We start from the raw sequence: 12,510 nt of genomic DNA, 5'->3' as shown, positions 1-12,510 counted from the left end.
CTCGGCGCCAGCGGCGTCTGGCCACAACCCCGACGAACCTACGGACCAGACCACTAGTGGCCATCGTAGCTGCCGCGCTGCACTTCGTGAAACCTGATCTCGACCCGTTGCGGCGGAAAGGTGATGCGGTGCCCTACTTTTGGTAGGAGAGCGCTCCAGTGCCGGCGAGCCTTCCGCCTTCGACGATCAGGTACTCCGGACGGATGGGCTTGCCGGCGAACCAGCTTTCCAGGATTTCCCGAGTGCCGGCGGCGTAGCGGGCCTGAGCCGACAGCGTGGTTCCCGAAACGTGCGGAGTCATCGCGTTATTCGGCATGGTCCGCCACGGGTGGTCGGCCGGCGGTGGCTGGGGATACCACACGTCACCGGCGTAGCCCGCCAGCTGGCCACTGCGCAGCGCGGCCGCGATCGCCTCGGGCACGGTTTCTTCCCCGCGGGCGGTGTTGACGATGTAGGAGCCGCGCCGCATCGTGCCCAGCAGCCTCTCGTTGAACATCCGGCGCGTCGCGTCGTACAGCGGCGAGTGGACCGACACCACGTCGACCGAGCGCACCAGCGACTCGACGTCCGGGTGGAACGTGACGTTGAGTTCCTTCTCGACCTCGGGCGCCAGCCGGCGCGTGTCGGTGTAGTGCAGGTTGACGTCGAACGGCGCCAGCCGGCGCAGCACCGCCCGCCCGATCCGGCCCGCGGCGATCACCCCCACGTCCATGCCCTCCAGGTCATACGCGCGTTCCACGCAGTCGGCGATGTTCCAGCCGCCCTCGGCCGCCCACCGATGCGACGGCACGAAATTGCGCACCAGCGTCAGGATCTGCATCACCGCGTGCTCGGCGACGCTGATGCTGTTGCTGTAGGTCACCTCGGCGACCGTGATCCCGCGCGTCTTGGCCTCGTCGAGGTCCACGTGGTCCGAGCCGATGCCGGCGGTGAGCGCCAGCTTGAGTTTGGGCGCCTTGGCGATGCGCTCCTTGGTCAGGTACGCGGGCCAAAACGGTTGGGAGATCACGATGTCGGCGTCGGGCAGTTCGCGTTCGAACTCCGAGTCGGGGCCCTCCTTGTCCGACGTCACCACCAGCTCGTGCCCGCCGTCCTCGAAGAACTTGCGCAGCCCCAGCGCGCCGGAGACACAGCCGAGCAGCTCGCCCGGAGTGAAGTCGATCTTCGACGGCGACGGCACGGTGCTGCCGTCCGGGTAGCTGCTAATCGTCGGGATGCTGTCGCGGGCGTATCTCGGCGGGTACCCGTCGACGGGGTCCGGGTAGAGCACCATCACACACTTGGCCATTGTTTTCTCCCTTGCGACGACTGGACGTGTTTGCTGAGAACCGCTTTCAGTCTCGTCCGACGACGGCCGGGTTGTCCAAGACGTAATTCCGACCGGCCGATAGGCCCGGCCGATCAGGCCTCGTAGACGCGCTCGTTCGCCCTCGTCGACGGCCAGGTGAACGCGTCGCCGATGCCGGCGGCGCGCGCCGTCTGCACCACCGCGCGGGTCACCACGGAGCCCGGTTCCGCCGCGTTGGTGACGAGCACCATCGGGGCCGTGACGGACGGATTGTGCAGCCGTAGCACGGAAGCCCCGGCGGGCACGCCAAGGATGCGAATCCAGGTCTGCGGGACGATGCTGGCCCACCGGCCGGTGGCCACATGGGCGAAAAGCGTGGCGACAGAATCGGTTTCGAGCTGCGGTGCGGCCGCGAGCCCCTGGGTGTCCAGCGCGTCGTCGATGACGCGGCGCCCCCGCATGCCCTCGATCAGCAGGCACAGCGGCAATTCCAGTGCCTCCGGCCAACTCATGGTGTCCGATTTGCCGGTGAGCAGCTCGCCGCCGACGACGAGCACCTGCTGCTCCTGATACAGCGGGGTGACCAGCAGTTCGGCGGTGTCGTGGTCGGGATAGAGAATCCCCGCGTCCAACTCGAACCTGCGGATTCGTTCGACGATCTCGGCGGAGCGCAGGTTGGTCTCCAGCTGGACCCGCACCAGCGGGTGCGCGGTGCAGAACGGGTCGGTGAGCAGCGCGACGGTGGTCGCGGCGGCCGGGACCACACCCAGCCGCAGCTCGCCGATGAGGCCGGTCTGCAGCGCCGTGACCTCAAGTTTCAAAGCGTCGCAGTCGGCCAGGATGCGCCTCGCCCAATGCACCAGCCGCTCCCCTTCGGGAGTCAGACCCTCGAACTTCTGGCCGCGCCGCACCAGCGGCACCTTCAGCTCGCGCTCGAGCTTGCGGATGGCCTCCGACAGCGCGGGCTGCGACACGTGGCACGCGCTCGCGGCGCGGGCGAAGTGACGCTCCCGGGCCAGCGCGACGAAGTACTCGAGCTGACGAAACAGCATCACCTATTCGACCACGCCCGCCCCGCCGCTCGGCGCGACCCATCACCTCATCGACATTGTCCTCTTGGAGGTCCTCTTGGAGTCCTTTTTGGACGCGCCGCCGACCGCTGGGCGCTGCCGCGAGATCAGTTCGGCCGCAATGCCGCCGGTGCGTTGGCCGGGACGACCGGCTTGAGGGGCTGGACGGGACGGATCCGGCGGTAGGCGGCGCCGAGGGACGGGCGGGTGTCGGGTTCGCCCCTGTTCGGCCAGAAGGCAGTGGCCCGTTCGGCCTGCGCCGTGATGGTCAGCGACGGGTTCACCCCGAGGTTGGCCGAGATCGCCGAGCCGTCGAAGACATGCAAACCCGGGTAACCGAACACCCGATGGTAGGGGTCGATGACACCGCGGTCGGCGGACTCGCCGATCACGCATCCGCCCAGAAAGTGTGCGGTCATCGGGATGTCGAGGATCTCACCGATGCTGCTGTAGGGGGCGCCGCCGATTTCGCGGGCGAGCCGGCGCACGGCCTCGTTGGCCGCCGGTATCCAGGTCGGATTCGGTACGCCGTGGCCCTGGCGCGACGACAGCTTGATCCGGCCGAATCGGGTGCGCTTGGGAAACAGGGTCAGCGAGTTGTCCTCGGTCTGCATCACCAGCGCGATCACGGTGCGCTGCGACCAGTCGCGCAGCCCGGCGTACAGCGACGTGGCCTGGGCGGGATGGCGCAGCACCTGGCCCAACCACTTCACCCATCGCGGCAGTCTTCCACCGCCGTCGGTCATCACGGTCGTCAGCAGCCCCATCGAATTGGAGCCCTTGCCGTACCGGACCGGTTCGATGTGGGTCTTGTCGTCCGGATGGATCGACGACGTGATCGCAACGCCCCGGTTGAATTCGGCGTCCTTGCGGTGCCGCAGCGTGACGCTGGCCGTGCACAGCGCCTCCGAGTTCGTCCGGGTGAGCTCGCCCAGCCGGTCCGAGACCCGCGGCAGCACCCCCGTCGCCTTCATCCGGTGCAGCAGTTGCTGGGTGCCCCAGGTGCCGGCCGCCAAGACAACCTGTTCGGCGGTAATGGTTTTCGCACTCTTTCCGGCGCGCCATGAACCGGTGCGCACCGTGTCCACCGCATAGCCACCCTCGAGCGGCCGCACCGCCGTGACCGTCGTCAGCTGGTGGATCTGTGCGCCCGCGCCCTCGGCCAGGTAGAGATAGTTCTTCAGCAGCGTGTTCTTGGCGTTGTGCCGGCAACCGGTCATGCATTCGCCGACTTCCAGGCACCCTCGCCGGCGCGGACCCATGCCGCCGAAAAACGGGTCGTCCACCTCGATACCGGGCGCTTTGGTGTTGCCCGGCCCGAAGAACACCCCGACCGGCGTCATGCCGAAGGTGTCTTCGACCCCCATTTGTTTGGCCACGCTGAGCAGCACCTCATCCGACGGGGTCATGGTCGGGTTGGTCACCACCCCGAGCATGCGCTTGGCTTGGTCGTAGAAAGGCGCGAGTTCGGCTTTCCAGTCGCTGATGTGCGCCCAGTGTGGATCACGATAGAAGGCATCGGATTTCGGCTCGTACAGCGTGTTGGCATACACCAGCGATCCGCCGCCGACCCCGGCGCCGGCGAGGACAAGAACGTCGGGCAGGACGTGGATGCGCTGGATGCCCGTACAGCCCAGCCTCGGCGCCCAGAAGAACTTCCGCACCTGCCAGTTGGTCTTGGGGAATTCGTCGTCCGCGAATCGCCGCCCGGCTTCCAGAACGCCTACCGCATAGCCCTTTTCGGTGAGTCGCAACGCCGCCACCGATCCCCCGAAACCCGACCCGATGACCACGACGTCGTAGTCGAATTGTCCAGACATCGCGTGCCCTTCTATTTGACGCCGGGCAGCCGGCGCAGCACGCGCAGTCCGGTGGTCATGATCCGGGCGTAGCGCCGGGGTGAAAGCCACTTGGGCGCGCCCACCGGAAGCAGGCGCTCTACCGCAATCGTTTGCGCATCGGTGTATTTGAGGATGCCGTGCTCGCCGTGACGGCGGCCGATGCCGGAGTCCTTCATGCCGCCCATCGGCGCGTCCATCGACGCCCATGCGGCGGCGTAGGCCTCGTTGACGTTCACGGTGCCCGCCTGCAAGCGGGCGGCAACCCGTCGGCCATGCCTCGGATTGGACGTCCACACACTGAAGTTCAGGCCATAGCTGCTGTCGTTGGCCTTTTCGATCGCCTCCTCCTCGCTGTCGACGCGGTAGAGCGAGACCACGGGCCCGAACGTCTCGTCGGCGAATGCCACCATGCCTTCGCGCACCCCGGACAGGACGGTGGGCTCGTAGAAGTAGGGGCCGATGTCGGGTCGCGCCCTGCCGCCCGCCAGCACGGTGGCGCCGTGCTGCACCGCGTCGTCGACGTGGCGGCTCACCGTGGCGAGTTGTTTCTCGGAGATCAGCGATCCCATGTCCGCCGAATAGTCCAGTCCCGCCGAGAGTTTCATCGCCTGCGCGGCCGCAGTGAAGCGACCGGCGAAGTCGTCCCATAGCTTCGCCGGGACATAGATGCGTTCCACCGAGATGCACAGCTGCCCGGTATTGGAGAACACCGCCCGCGCCGCGCCGGCCACCGCCTTGTCGACGTCGGCGTCATCGAGGACGAGCAGCGCGTTCTTGCCGCCCAACTCCATCGAGCACTCGATCAACCGCCGGCCCGCCAGCGCGGCGACGTCGCGGCCCACGGCGGTGGAGCCGGTGAACATCAGGAAGTCCGAATGCTCGACGATCGGTGCGCCGAGCCGCGAACCCGAGCCGGTGACGACCTGTATCAGGCCGGGTGGCATGCCGGCCTCTTCGAGTAGCCGCACCGCCCAGAGCGCCGAAAATGGCGTCTGGCTATCGGGTTTGGCCAACACCGCGTTGCCGGCGACGATCGCCGGCAACGCGTCGCTGATGCCCAGAGTCAGCGGATAGTTCCACGGTGAGATGACGCCGACCAATCCCTTGGGGTGGCGCAGTTCGGTCACGTGGGTGAGAAACAGTTGGACGCCCTGCCGGCGTTTGGGGCTCAGGTAGCCGGCCGCGGTGTGCGCGTAGTAGCGCGCCGTCAGGCAGACGTCGAGGACCTCCTCGAACGCATGCCTGCGCGCTTTGCCGTTCTCGAGTTGGATGAGGTCGAGGGCTTCGTCCTGGCGCGCCAGCACCAGGTCGTGGAAGCGCAGCAGGATCGCCGCGCGCTCGCGGATCGGCACCGCGGCCCAGCCCGGCTGTAGGGCGCGGGCGCGCCGGGCGGCCGCCGCCACGTCGTCGGGGGTGCAGTGCGGGACGTGTCCGAGCGGCTCCCCCGTCATCGCGTTGGTGACCACCATGTCGCCGGGGCCGTCGGCGGTCCGCACCTGCCGCGCAAGGACTTCCAGCTGGGGCGCGGCCGGCCCGGTGGTGGGGCGTAACGTATCCATGTCGGCACCTGTCGTTATCCGGATGCGGCCAGAATCCGGTTCAGCGTGAACCGGCCGGATTCCTCGTCGAGCATCTCCATGGCGATGCGGCGCGCCCGGACGGCGGCGCGGTCGGCCTTGACGTTGATGTCGCGCCGCGGCGAGGCGTCCTCACCCAGGCGGCGTTGGATCGTCTCCAACACGGCCGCATCGCGCATCGCCCACTCGTGGAACATGGCGCGCAGAAACTCGCCGATCGCCGGGCTGTCGGTCGCGTGGTTGCGGGCCATCTGCAGGAAGACGTGCGTCGCGTCGGGCGATTCGGGCGTGAACCCCTGAATCCGCAACAGCTCGTATGTTTTTCCTTGCTCGGGATCGATCACGTAATGCTGGACGTGCAGGGCCGGTGAGACGAAGGTCCCTTCCTCACGCCGAATGCCCACGGTGTCGGCGGGAAGCCCGCTGGTCTCGGCCTCCCAGGCGGCGAGCCGGCTTGGCGGCGTCACCCGCGAATAGGAGACGGACCGCTCCGAGACCTCGACCTCGTCCAGCGGCGGCAACGCCTCGATGTCCGGCGGCACGGCCTCCGGATGCATCACGAACACGTCGGTCAGGTCGAGGTAATGCTCGTGCAGCAGAAGATAATTCGCCTCGACGCGCAGCACCTCGACGGTGCCCGCCCATCCCGCGCCGTCGCCGTACCACGGCACTCGCGGCGGCGGGCGCAGCGCGGCCGCTCCCGGTTCACCCAGCCAGATCCAGACGAACGGCGACTGCTCGTGAACGGGGTAGGTGCGCACGCCCGCGCCGGGCGGCACGTTCTCCTGCGACGGCACGTCGACCAGGCAGCCGTCGGGATCGTAGGCGAAGCCGTGGTAGCCGCACACCACCCGATCGCCGTCGCGCCGCCCGGCCGACAGCGGATAAGCCCGGTGGACGCAGCGGTCCTCCATCGCCACCGCGTCACCGGAGCCGCGGCGGTACAACACGACGGGTTTGCCGAGCAGCCGGCGGGCGAGCAGGCCCTGCCCGACCTCGTCGCTGGTGGCGGCCACATACCAACAGTTGAACGGGTAGTTGGATCTCATAGGTCGAGCACCAGCCTTTCCGAACGGGACCGCGAGACGCAGATCATCATGGTGTCGCCCCTGGCCTTCTCGGCGTCGTTCAGCACCGAGTCCCGGTGGTCCGGCTCACCCTCGAGGACGTCGCATTCGCAGGTGCCGCAGACGCCTTCCATGCAGGAGCCCAGCACGTCGATACCCGCGTCCTCGCACACCTGATAGATCGACTTGCCCAGCGGCACAGTCAAAGTCATACCGCTGCGCTGGCACTCGACGTCGAACGACACCGGCGCATCCGCCGGGGGTTCCTCGAGCGCCTTGGCGGAGAAACGTTCCACGTGCAGGCTGTCGTCGGGCCATGACTCGCATGCCCTTTCGACCGCGCTCAGCAACCCTTCGGGTCCACAGCAGTACACCAGCGTGGTCCGATCAGGCTCGGAGAGCACCGCGTCCAGACCCGTCCTGAAGTTCCGGCTCGAATCGTCCCGGGCGCAGACCGTCACGCGCTCGCCATAGCGCTTCAGCTCGTCGAGGAAGGCCATCGACGAGCGTTTCCTGCCGCCGTAAAGCAGGTGCCAGTCGGCGCCGACCGCCTCGGCCGCCTCGATCATCGGCAGCATCGGGGTGACGCCGATCCCGCCCGCAATGAACTGATACCGTGCCGAGTTCGCCAACGGAAAGTGGTTGCGGGGCCCGCGGACCCGGACCGTGGAGCCCTCATGCAGCTTGTCGTGCACGAACTGAGATCCGCCGCGGCTGTTCGGATCGAGCAGCACGCCGACCCGCCACTCGGCGCGGTTCGCGGTGTCGCCGCACAGCGAGTACTGCCGCACCAGTGACGGTGTCATCACCAGATCGATGTGCGCGCCCGGCGCCCACTCCGGTAGGTCGGTGCCGTCGGCGGCGGCCAGCGTCAATGCGACCACCCCGTCGGCGACCACATCGCGGCGCCGGACCTCGACGTCGACCTCGACCTCGCGGTAGGCGGCCCTGTCGCGGGTGGACTGCACGATCGTGGTCACGACGCCCGCCGGACCGGGATCGAGTTGTACTGGTTGAGGAAAAGCGCCCGCACCCGGGTCGGTTCACCGTCAAGTTCCAGATCGGGGAACCGCTCCAGCGTCTGCTGTATCCACAGCTTGAGCTCCATGCGCGCCAGATTGGCGCCCAGGCAAAAATGGCGGCCGCGTCCACCGAAGGCCTGATGCCGATCGGCAAGGCCAGGACGGGTGATGTCGAACTTGTGCGGCTCCGGGAACACGGTCTCGTCGCGGTTGGACGCGATGTACCACAGCAGCAGGCGATCGTTTTCCTTGATCGTCTTGCCGTGCAGCTCGGTGTCCTGGGTGGCGGCCCGGGCCATGAAGGCGAACGCGGGGTAGCAGCGCAGCCCCTCCTCCACCACCGCGTCGACCAGCTCGGGCTGCCGCCGCACCTGTGCGAGCAACTCCGGGTTACGCAGCAGCTCCAGCATGGTCGCGCTGTAGGTCGCCCGGGTCGAGTCGTTGCCGGCCGACATCAAGAGGACGAAGAACGTGGCGATTTCCAGCTCGTTGAGCTTTTCGCCGTCGACCTCGGCGTTGAGCATGGCGGTGACCAGCTTGCCGCTCGCCGTGTCGGTGCGCTGCGCGAGCCGTGTGTTGACGTACTCGACGATCTCGTTGACCACCGCCATGGCGTCCTGCCATTGCCCCCGGATGGCCGGGTCTTCGAACGCGGTGAAGACGTTCGTCCAGTGCACCAGTGTGGCATCGTCCTCGGGCGGCGTGCCCAGCAGCGAACCGATCACGCGGGCCGGGATGGGCCGCGCGACATCGGCGACCAGGTCGAATCGTTCGCGTTCGGCGACACCGTCGAGAACACCGCCGATAATCCGCGCGACATGTTCCTCGTGCTCGGCGACCTTCTCCGGCGTGAATTCCTTGATCACCAGCGCCTTGAGCCGGTCGTGACGGGGCGGGTCCATCGAAATCAATTGCAGCCGTTGAAGATCGAGCGGCACACCGATGTCGTCCATGTGGAAGATGCCGCGCCGTTCCGAGGAGAAGGTCCGGTGGTCCCGGCTCACGGCGCGGACGTCGTCGAAGCGGGTGATCGACCAGAACCCGCCCTCGCCCGGCAGGTTGCGCTGCGGGCTGAAGTGCACCGGCGCCTCCCGCTGCATCCGCGCGAAGAGGTCATAGGGCGGACCGTCATCCCAGACGGCCGGATCGGCCAGGTCGAGCGTGTCGAGATCCTGTTGGTGCAGGGCTGTCATCGTAGGTCCTTGTACTTAAGTTGAATTACTTCGCATTTCGGCTTACGGCGGGAACCTCGCCGTCGGATGGGCTGATGATGTTCAGTGTGCGCCGCCGCGCCTTGACGGTAAACGGTTTGACGGCAAAGATTGACGCGAACCGAGGAAGCCATCGCGGCCGCTTCGCCATTGACCGACCGCGTGGGTGCCGCTGACCGCAAGCGGGATCAGCACCGGCAACAGGACCATGGTTATGATTCCGATCAATCCGAGCATGGGTTTCTCCTTTTTCCGCTTTCCGCAGAGGGGGATTCGTTCGCGAAACGCTGGGGTTCGGGTCCCCCGGCGGTGAAAGCCGTTGCGTTCGTGAGAGACGTTACGGATCGGGCGGCACCGCATCGACGTCGTGCGCCGACCAAATATCGGTGCGCGGTTGTCTTCCGGGGACAAGGCCCGCCGCAGTCGGCCCAACCCGAGGAGTTGGCCGGACCGGGCGCCGACTACGGTCGAATCATGGCGGACGGCAGCGGCGCCGCCGACGCGATCGTCGCGAAGACCGCGGCACTGGTCGCCAGCAGGCTCGACAACCGGCTGGCGGAGGCGACGCGGGCGATCCAGCGGCTGCTGGTCACCGAGATCACCGAGCTGGGTGGCGACGCGCAGTTGGTGCAGTTGTTGCGCGACACGGTCGCGGCTAACGTCGACACGTTCTTCTCGGCGGTTCGCAACGGCATACCCGTCGAGCACATCGAGCCGCCGACGGCCGCCCTCGAGTATGCCCGCCGGCTGGCGCAGCGGGAGGTGTCGGCGAACGCGCTGGTACGCGCCTATCGGCTCGGCCATCGGGCGGCACTGGATGTCGTGCTCGACGAGATCCGGGCATCGGAACTGGATCCGAAGCTGAGCCTGGATGTGTACGAGCGAATGGCGGCGGTCTCGTTCGAGTATATCGACCTGATCTCCCAGCGCGTGGTCGCCACCTACCAGGACGAGCGTGAGCGCTGGCTGGGCAATCGAAATACATTGCGCGCGCTCCAGGTTGGCGATCTGCTCGCCGGCGACGAGGTCGACCTCGACGCGGCCACGACCGCGATCCGCTACCCGCTCATGCGCATCCACGTCGCGATCGTCACATGGTGTCCCGAGCCCACCGACGGCGATGGGCTGGGCATGATGGAACGATTCGTCCGTAAACTCGCCGAATCTGTTGGCACCGAAGAGAGTCCGTTGTTCATTTCGGTGGACCGGGTGACCGGATGGGCATGGATTCCACTACAGGACAACCACGGGCCGGACGTGCCGGCGAAGGTGCGCCGGTTCGCCGAGAAGGCAATTGACGCACCGTATCTCGCGGTCGGCGATCCGCTGCCGGGGATCGAGGGCTTTCGCCGGTCACATCGGCAGGCGCAGTACGGCCGTTCCGTGACGATCGCGTCGGGCGCCGCCCGCCGGGTAGTCTTGGCCAGCGATCCCGGCCTGCCGCTGGCGGCCCTGCTCGGCGACAACCTCGGGGAGGCGGCGGCGTGGGTCGGCGAGGTGCTCGGCCCGCTCGCCCGCAACACCGACGCCGATGACCGGCTCCGCGAAACGCTGCGAGTTTTCCTGCGCACCGGCTCCAGCCACAAGGCGGCCGCCGAAGAGCTACACCTGCACTCCAACTCGGTCAAGTACCGCGTGCACCGAGCAGTCGAGCGCCGTGGCCGGCCGATCACCGACGACCGGCTCGATGTCGAAGTTGCTTTGCTGCTTTGCCATTGGTTCGGCACCGCGATGCTGCGGTGACCTACAGCGTTTCGTCCAGCTCGCCGAGCCGGTCGGTCAACCGCAGGTTCTCGGAGTAGTCGACCGGGCAGCAGATCAGCGACACCCCGTCGTCGTCCAGCGCCGCTCTCAGCGTCGGCAGCAGTTCCTCGGCGCTGTTGATCCGATACCCCTTGGCGCCGAAGCTTTCCGCATACTTCACGATGTCGGGGTTGCCGAACTTCACGTAGTAATGCGCGCCGAGTTCGAGGTCCATCTTCCATTCGATGAGGCCGTAGCCGCCGTCCTCCCAGATCAACACCACCAGCGGTATGCGCTCCCGAACGGCGGTCTCGATTTCTTGGGAGTTCATCATGAACGCGCCGTCGCCCACGACGGCCAGCACCCTGGAGTCGGGCCGCGCCAGCTTGACACCGAGGGCGCCCGGTAGGGCAAAGCCCATGGCGGACAGTCCGTTTGAGACCAGACACGTGTTGCGTTCGTACGTCGGGTAGAGGCGCGCCATCCACATCTTGGTGGCGCCGGTGTCGACCAGCACGACGTCGCCGCGGCCCAGTGCGGCGCGGGTGTCGGAGACCACCCGCGCCGGCGCCAGCGGGTAGCGCGAATCCTGTTGTCCCCGAGTGAATTCCTCGGTGAGCAGGCCGGACCCGGGCACGTCGGGATCGGCTTCGAAGCGGTGGCCGGCAAGCGCGTCGGCGAGCGCGTTCAGGGAGGCGCTGATGTCGCCGATGATGCCGACGTCGACGGGATAGTGCGCGTCGACCTCGGCCGGGAAGCGATGGATGTGGATGATCTTTTTGTCGGCCTGCGGGTTGATCCGGATGGGGTCGAATTCCTGTAGCTCGTAGCCGACCGCGACGACGACGTCGGCATGGTCGAACCCGAAGTTGACGTAATCGTGCCGCATGAACCCGATGGTCCCGATGCTGTTGGGGTGATCGTCGGGCATCACGCCCTTGCCGTGGAAGGTGTTGGCCACCTTGACACCGAGTTCATCCGAGAAGCGGATCAGGGCCGCGGTCGCGTCGGCGCGCGCGGCGCCATGCCCCGCCAGCACCACCGGTCGCTTCGCCGCGCGCAGGATGTCGACGGCTCGTTCAACCTGACGGGCGGCAGGGGCTTCGGCGCGAACGACGTTGCGCGGCAACGGTGTCAGGTCGGGATAGTCGGCGGCGTCTGCATCAATGTGCTCCGGCACGGCCAGGTAGACCGCGGCCGGGCGTTCGGCCTCGGCGACCTTGAACGCCTTGCGGAACATCTCCGGTATGGCGCGCGCGGTCGGCACCCCCGCGGACCACCGGGTGATCGGGGCGAACATCGACACCAGGTCGACGTACTGGTGCGACTCTTTGTATTCGCGATCCTGGCCGACCTGCGCGGAGATCGCGACCATCGGGGTGCTGTTGGTGGTGGCGTCGGCCACGCCGAGCTGCATGTTGATTGCGCCCGGACCCAGGGTGGCCGACACCACCGCCGCCCGGCCGGTGACGCGCCCGTACATCTCGGCCATGAACGCCGCGGCCTGCTCGTGCCGGGTGAGCACATAGCGGATGTCCGAGGAGGCCAACGCCTGCACGAAGCGGATGTTCTCCTCGCCGGGTAACCCGAAGACGACGGACACGCCCTCGTTTTCCAGGCACTTGACCATCAGCTGAGCGGCTTTACTCATCCGGCACCTCCCGTTGGCCACGATAGTGGCAGGCTGGGTG

At 67.4% G+C, this 12,510-nt stretch carries 10 protein-coding genes; 1 reads left to right on the top strand and 9 read right to left on the bottom strand.

Features of this window, described 5'->3' with window-relative positions; translation table 11 throughout:
• Window positions 1-133: 133 nt before the first annotated feature.
• The 8 genes from K3U93_RS02115 to K3U93_RS02080 all read right to left on the bottom strand — a co-directional run bounded on the left by K3U93_RS02115 (window position 134) and on the right by K3U93_RS02080 (window position 9,313).
• Window positions 134-1,288 carry an NAD-dependent formate dehydrogenase gene (locus K3U93_RS02115; RefSeq protein WP_071509044.1) on the bottom strand — a complete coding sequence of 385 codons (1,155 nt, stop codon included), beginning with the start codon at window positions 1,286-1,288 and terminating at the stop codon, window positions 134-136.
• A gap of 113 nt (window positions 1,289-1,401) precedes the next feature.
• Window positions 1,402-2,340: a LysR family transcriptional regulator gene (locus K3U93_RS02110; protein WP_083010710.1), complete on the bottom strand. Its 939-nt coding sequence runs from the start codon at window positions 2,338-2,340 to the stop codon at window positions 1,402-1,404.
• A 125-nt stretch (window positions 2,341-2,465) separates the two neighbouring features.
• Entirely contained in the window at window positions 2,466-4,178 is a 1,713-nt protein-coding gene (locus K3U93_RS02105) for a GMC oxidoreductase (protein ID WP_083010651.1), read from the bottom strand.
• Window positions 4,179-4,189: 11 nt separating this feature from the next.
• Entirely contained in the window at window positions 4,190-5,758 is a 1,569-nt protein-coding gene (locus K3U93_RS02100) for a succinic semialdehyde dehydrogenase (protein ID WP_083010652.1), read from the bottom strand.
• 14 nt (window positions 5,759-5,772) lie between these two features.
• Window positions 5,773-6,825, bottom strand: a complete 1,053-nt coding sequence (locus K3U93_RS02095) for an aromatic ring-hydroxylating dioxygenase subunit alpha (RefSeq protein WP_071509047.1) — start codon at window positions 6,823-6,825, stop codon at window positions 5,773-5,775.
• Window positions 6,822-7,823, bottom strand: a complete 1,002-nt coding sequence (locus tag K3U93_RS02090) for a PDR/VanB family oxidoreductase (RefSeq protein WP_230981562.1) — start codon at window positions 7,821-7,823, stop codon at window positions 6,822-6,824. Before K3U93_RS02090 ends, K3U93_RS02095 begins: the two co-directional genes overlap by 4 nt.
• The gene (locus tag K3U93_RS02085; protein WP_083010653.1) at window positions 7,820-9,058 is read right to left on the bottom strand and encodes a cytochrome P450; all 1,239 of its coding nucleotides are present in this window, start codon (window positions 9,056-9,058) and stop codon (window positions 7,820-7,822) included. Before K3U93_RS02085 ends, K3U93_RS02090 begins: the two co-directional genes overlap by 4 nt.
• Window positions 9,059-9,139: 81 nt before the next feature.
• Window positions 9,140-9,313, bottom strand: coding sequence for a hypothetical protein (locus tag K3U93_RS02080; protein ID WP_176219971.1), 174 nt, complete (start codon window positions 9,311-9,313; stop codon window positions 9,140-9,142).
• A gap of 237 nt (window positions 9,314-9,550) precedes the next feature.
• Here K3U93_RS02080 and K3U93_RS02075 point away from each other — a divergent pair, with 237 nt between their 5' ends.
• The gene (locus K3U93_RS02075; protein ID WP_083010712.1) at window positions 9,551-10,819 is read left to right on the top strand and encodes a PucR family transcriptional regulator; all 1,269 of its coding nucleotides are present in this window, start codon (window positions 9,551-9,553) and stop codon (window positions 10,817-10,819) included.
• 1 nt (window position 10,820) lies between these two features.
• Here the strand turns inward: K3U93_RS02075 and K3U93_RS02070 are convergent, their stop codons facing one another.
• Window positions 10,821-12,470 carry an acetolactate synthase large subunit gene (locus tag K3U93_RS02070; protein WP_083010654.1) on the bottom strand — a complete coding sequence of 550 codons (1,650 nt, stop codon included), beginning with the start codon at window positions 12,468-12,470 and terminating at the stop codon, window positions 10,821-10,823.
• Window positions 12,471-12,510 lie beyond the last annotated feature (40 nt).

Source organism: Mycobacterium malmoense (assembly GCF_019645855.1).
Classification (GTDB): domain Bacteria; phylum Actinomycetota; class Actinomycetes; order Mycobacteriales; family Mycobacteriaceae; genus Mycobacterium; species Mycobacterium malmoense.
The sequence above is the reverse complement of the archived record's forward strand: the minus strand, read 5'-3'. Positions and strand labels throughout refer to the sequence as shown.

Bases quoted from the DNA above. Each gene is read 5' to 3' on its own strand.
- K3U93_RS02115 (WP_071509044.1), bottom strand. From the start codon at position 1,288: ATGGCCAAGTGTGTGATGGTGCTCTACCCGGACCCCGTCGACGGGTAC.
- K3U93_RS02110 (WP_083010710.1), bottom strand. From the start codon at position 2,340: ATGCTGTTTCGTCAGCTCGAGTACTTCGTCGCGCTGGCCCGGGAGCGT.
- K3U93_RS02105 (WP_083010651.1), bottom strand. From the start codon at position 4,178: ATGTCTGGACAATTCGACTACGACGTCGTGGTCATCGGGTCGGGTTTC.
- K3U93_RS02100 (WP_083010652.1), bottom strand. From the start codon at position 5,758: ATGGATACGTTACGCCCCACCACCGGGCCGGCCGCGCCCCAGCTGGAA.
- K3U93_RS02095 (WP_071509047.1), bottom strand. From the start codon at position 6,825: ATGAGATCCAACTACCCGTTCAACTGTTGGTATGTGGCCGCCACCAGC.
- K3U93_RS02085 (WP_083010653.1), bottom strand. From the start codon at position 9,058: ATGACAGCCCTGCACCAACAGGATCTCGACACGCTCGACCTGGCCGAT.
- K3U93_RS02080 (WP_176219971.1), bottom strand. From the start codon at position 9,313: ATGCTCGGATTGATCGGAATCATAACCATGGTCCTGTTGCCGGTGCTG.
- K3U93_RS02075 (WP_083010712.1), top strand. From the start codon at position 9,551: ATGGCGGACGGCAGCGGCGCCGCCGACGCGATCGTCGCGAAGACCGCG.
- K3U93_RS02070 (WP_083010654.1), bottom strand. From the start codon at position 12,470: ATGAGTAAAGCCGCTCAGCTGATGGTCAAGTGCCTGGAAAACGAGGGC.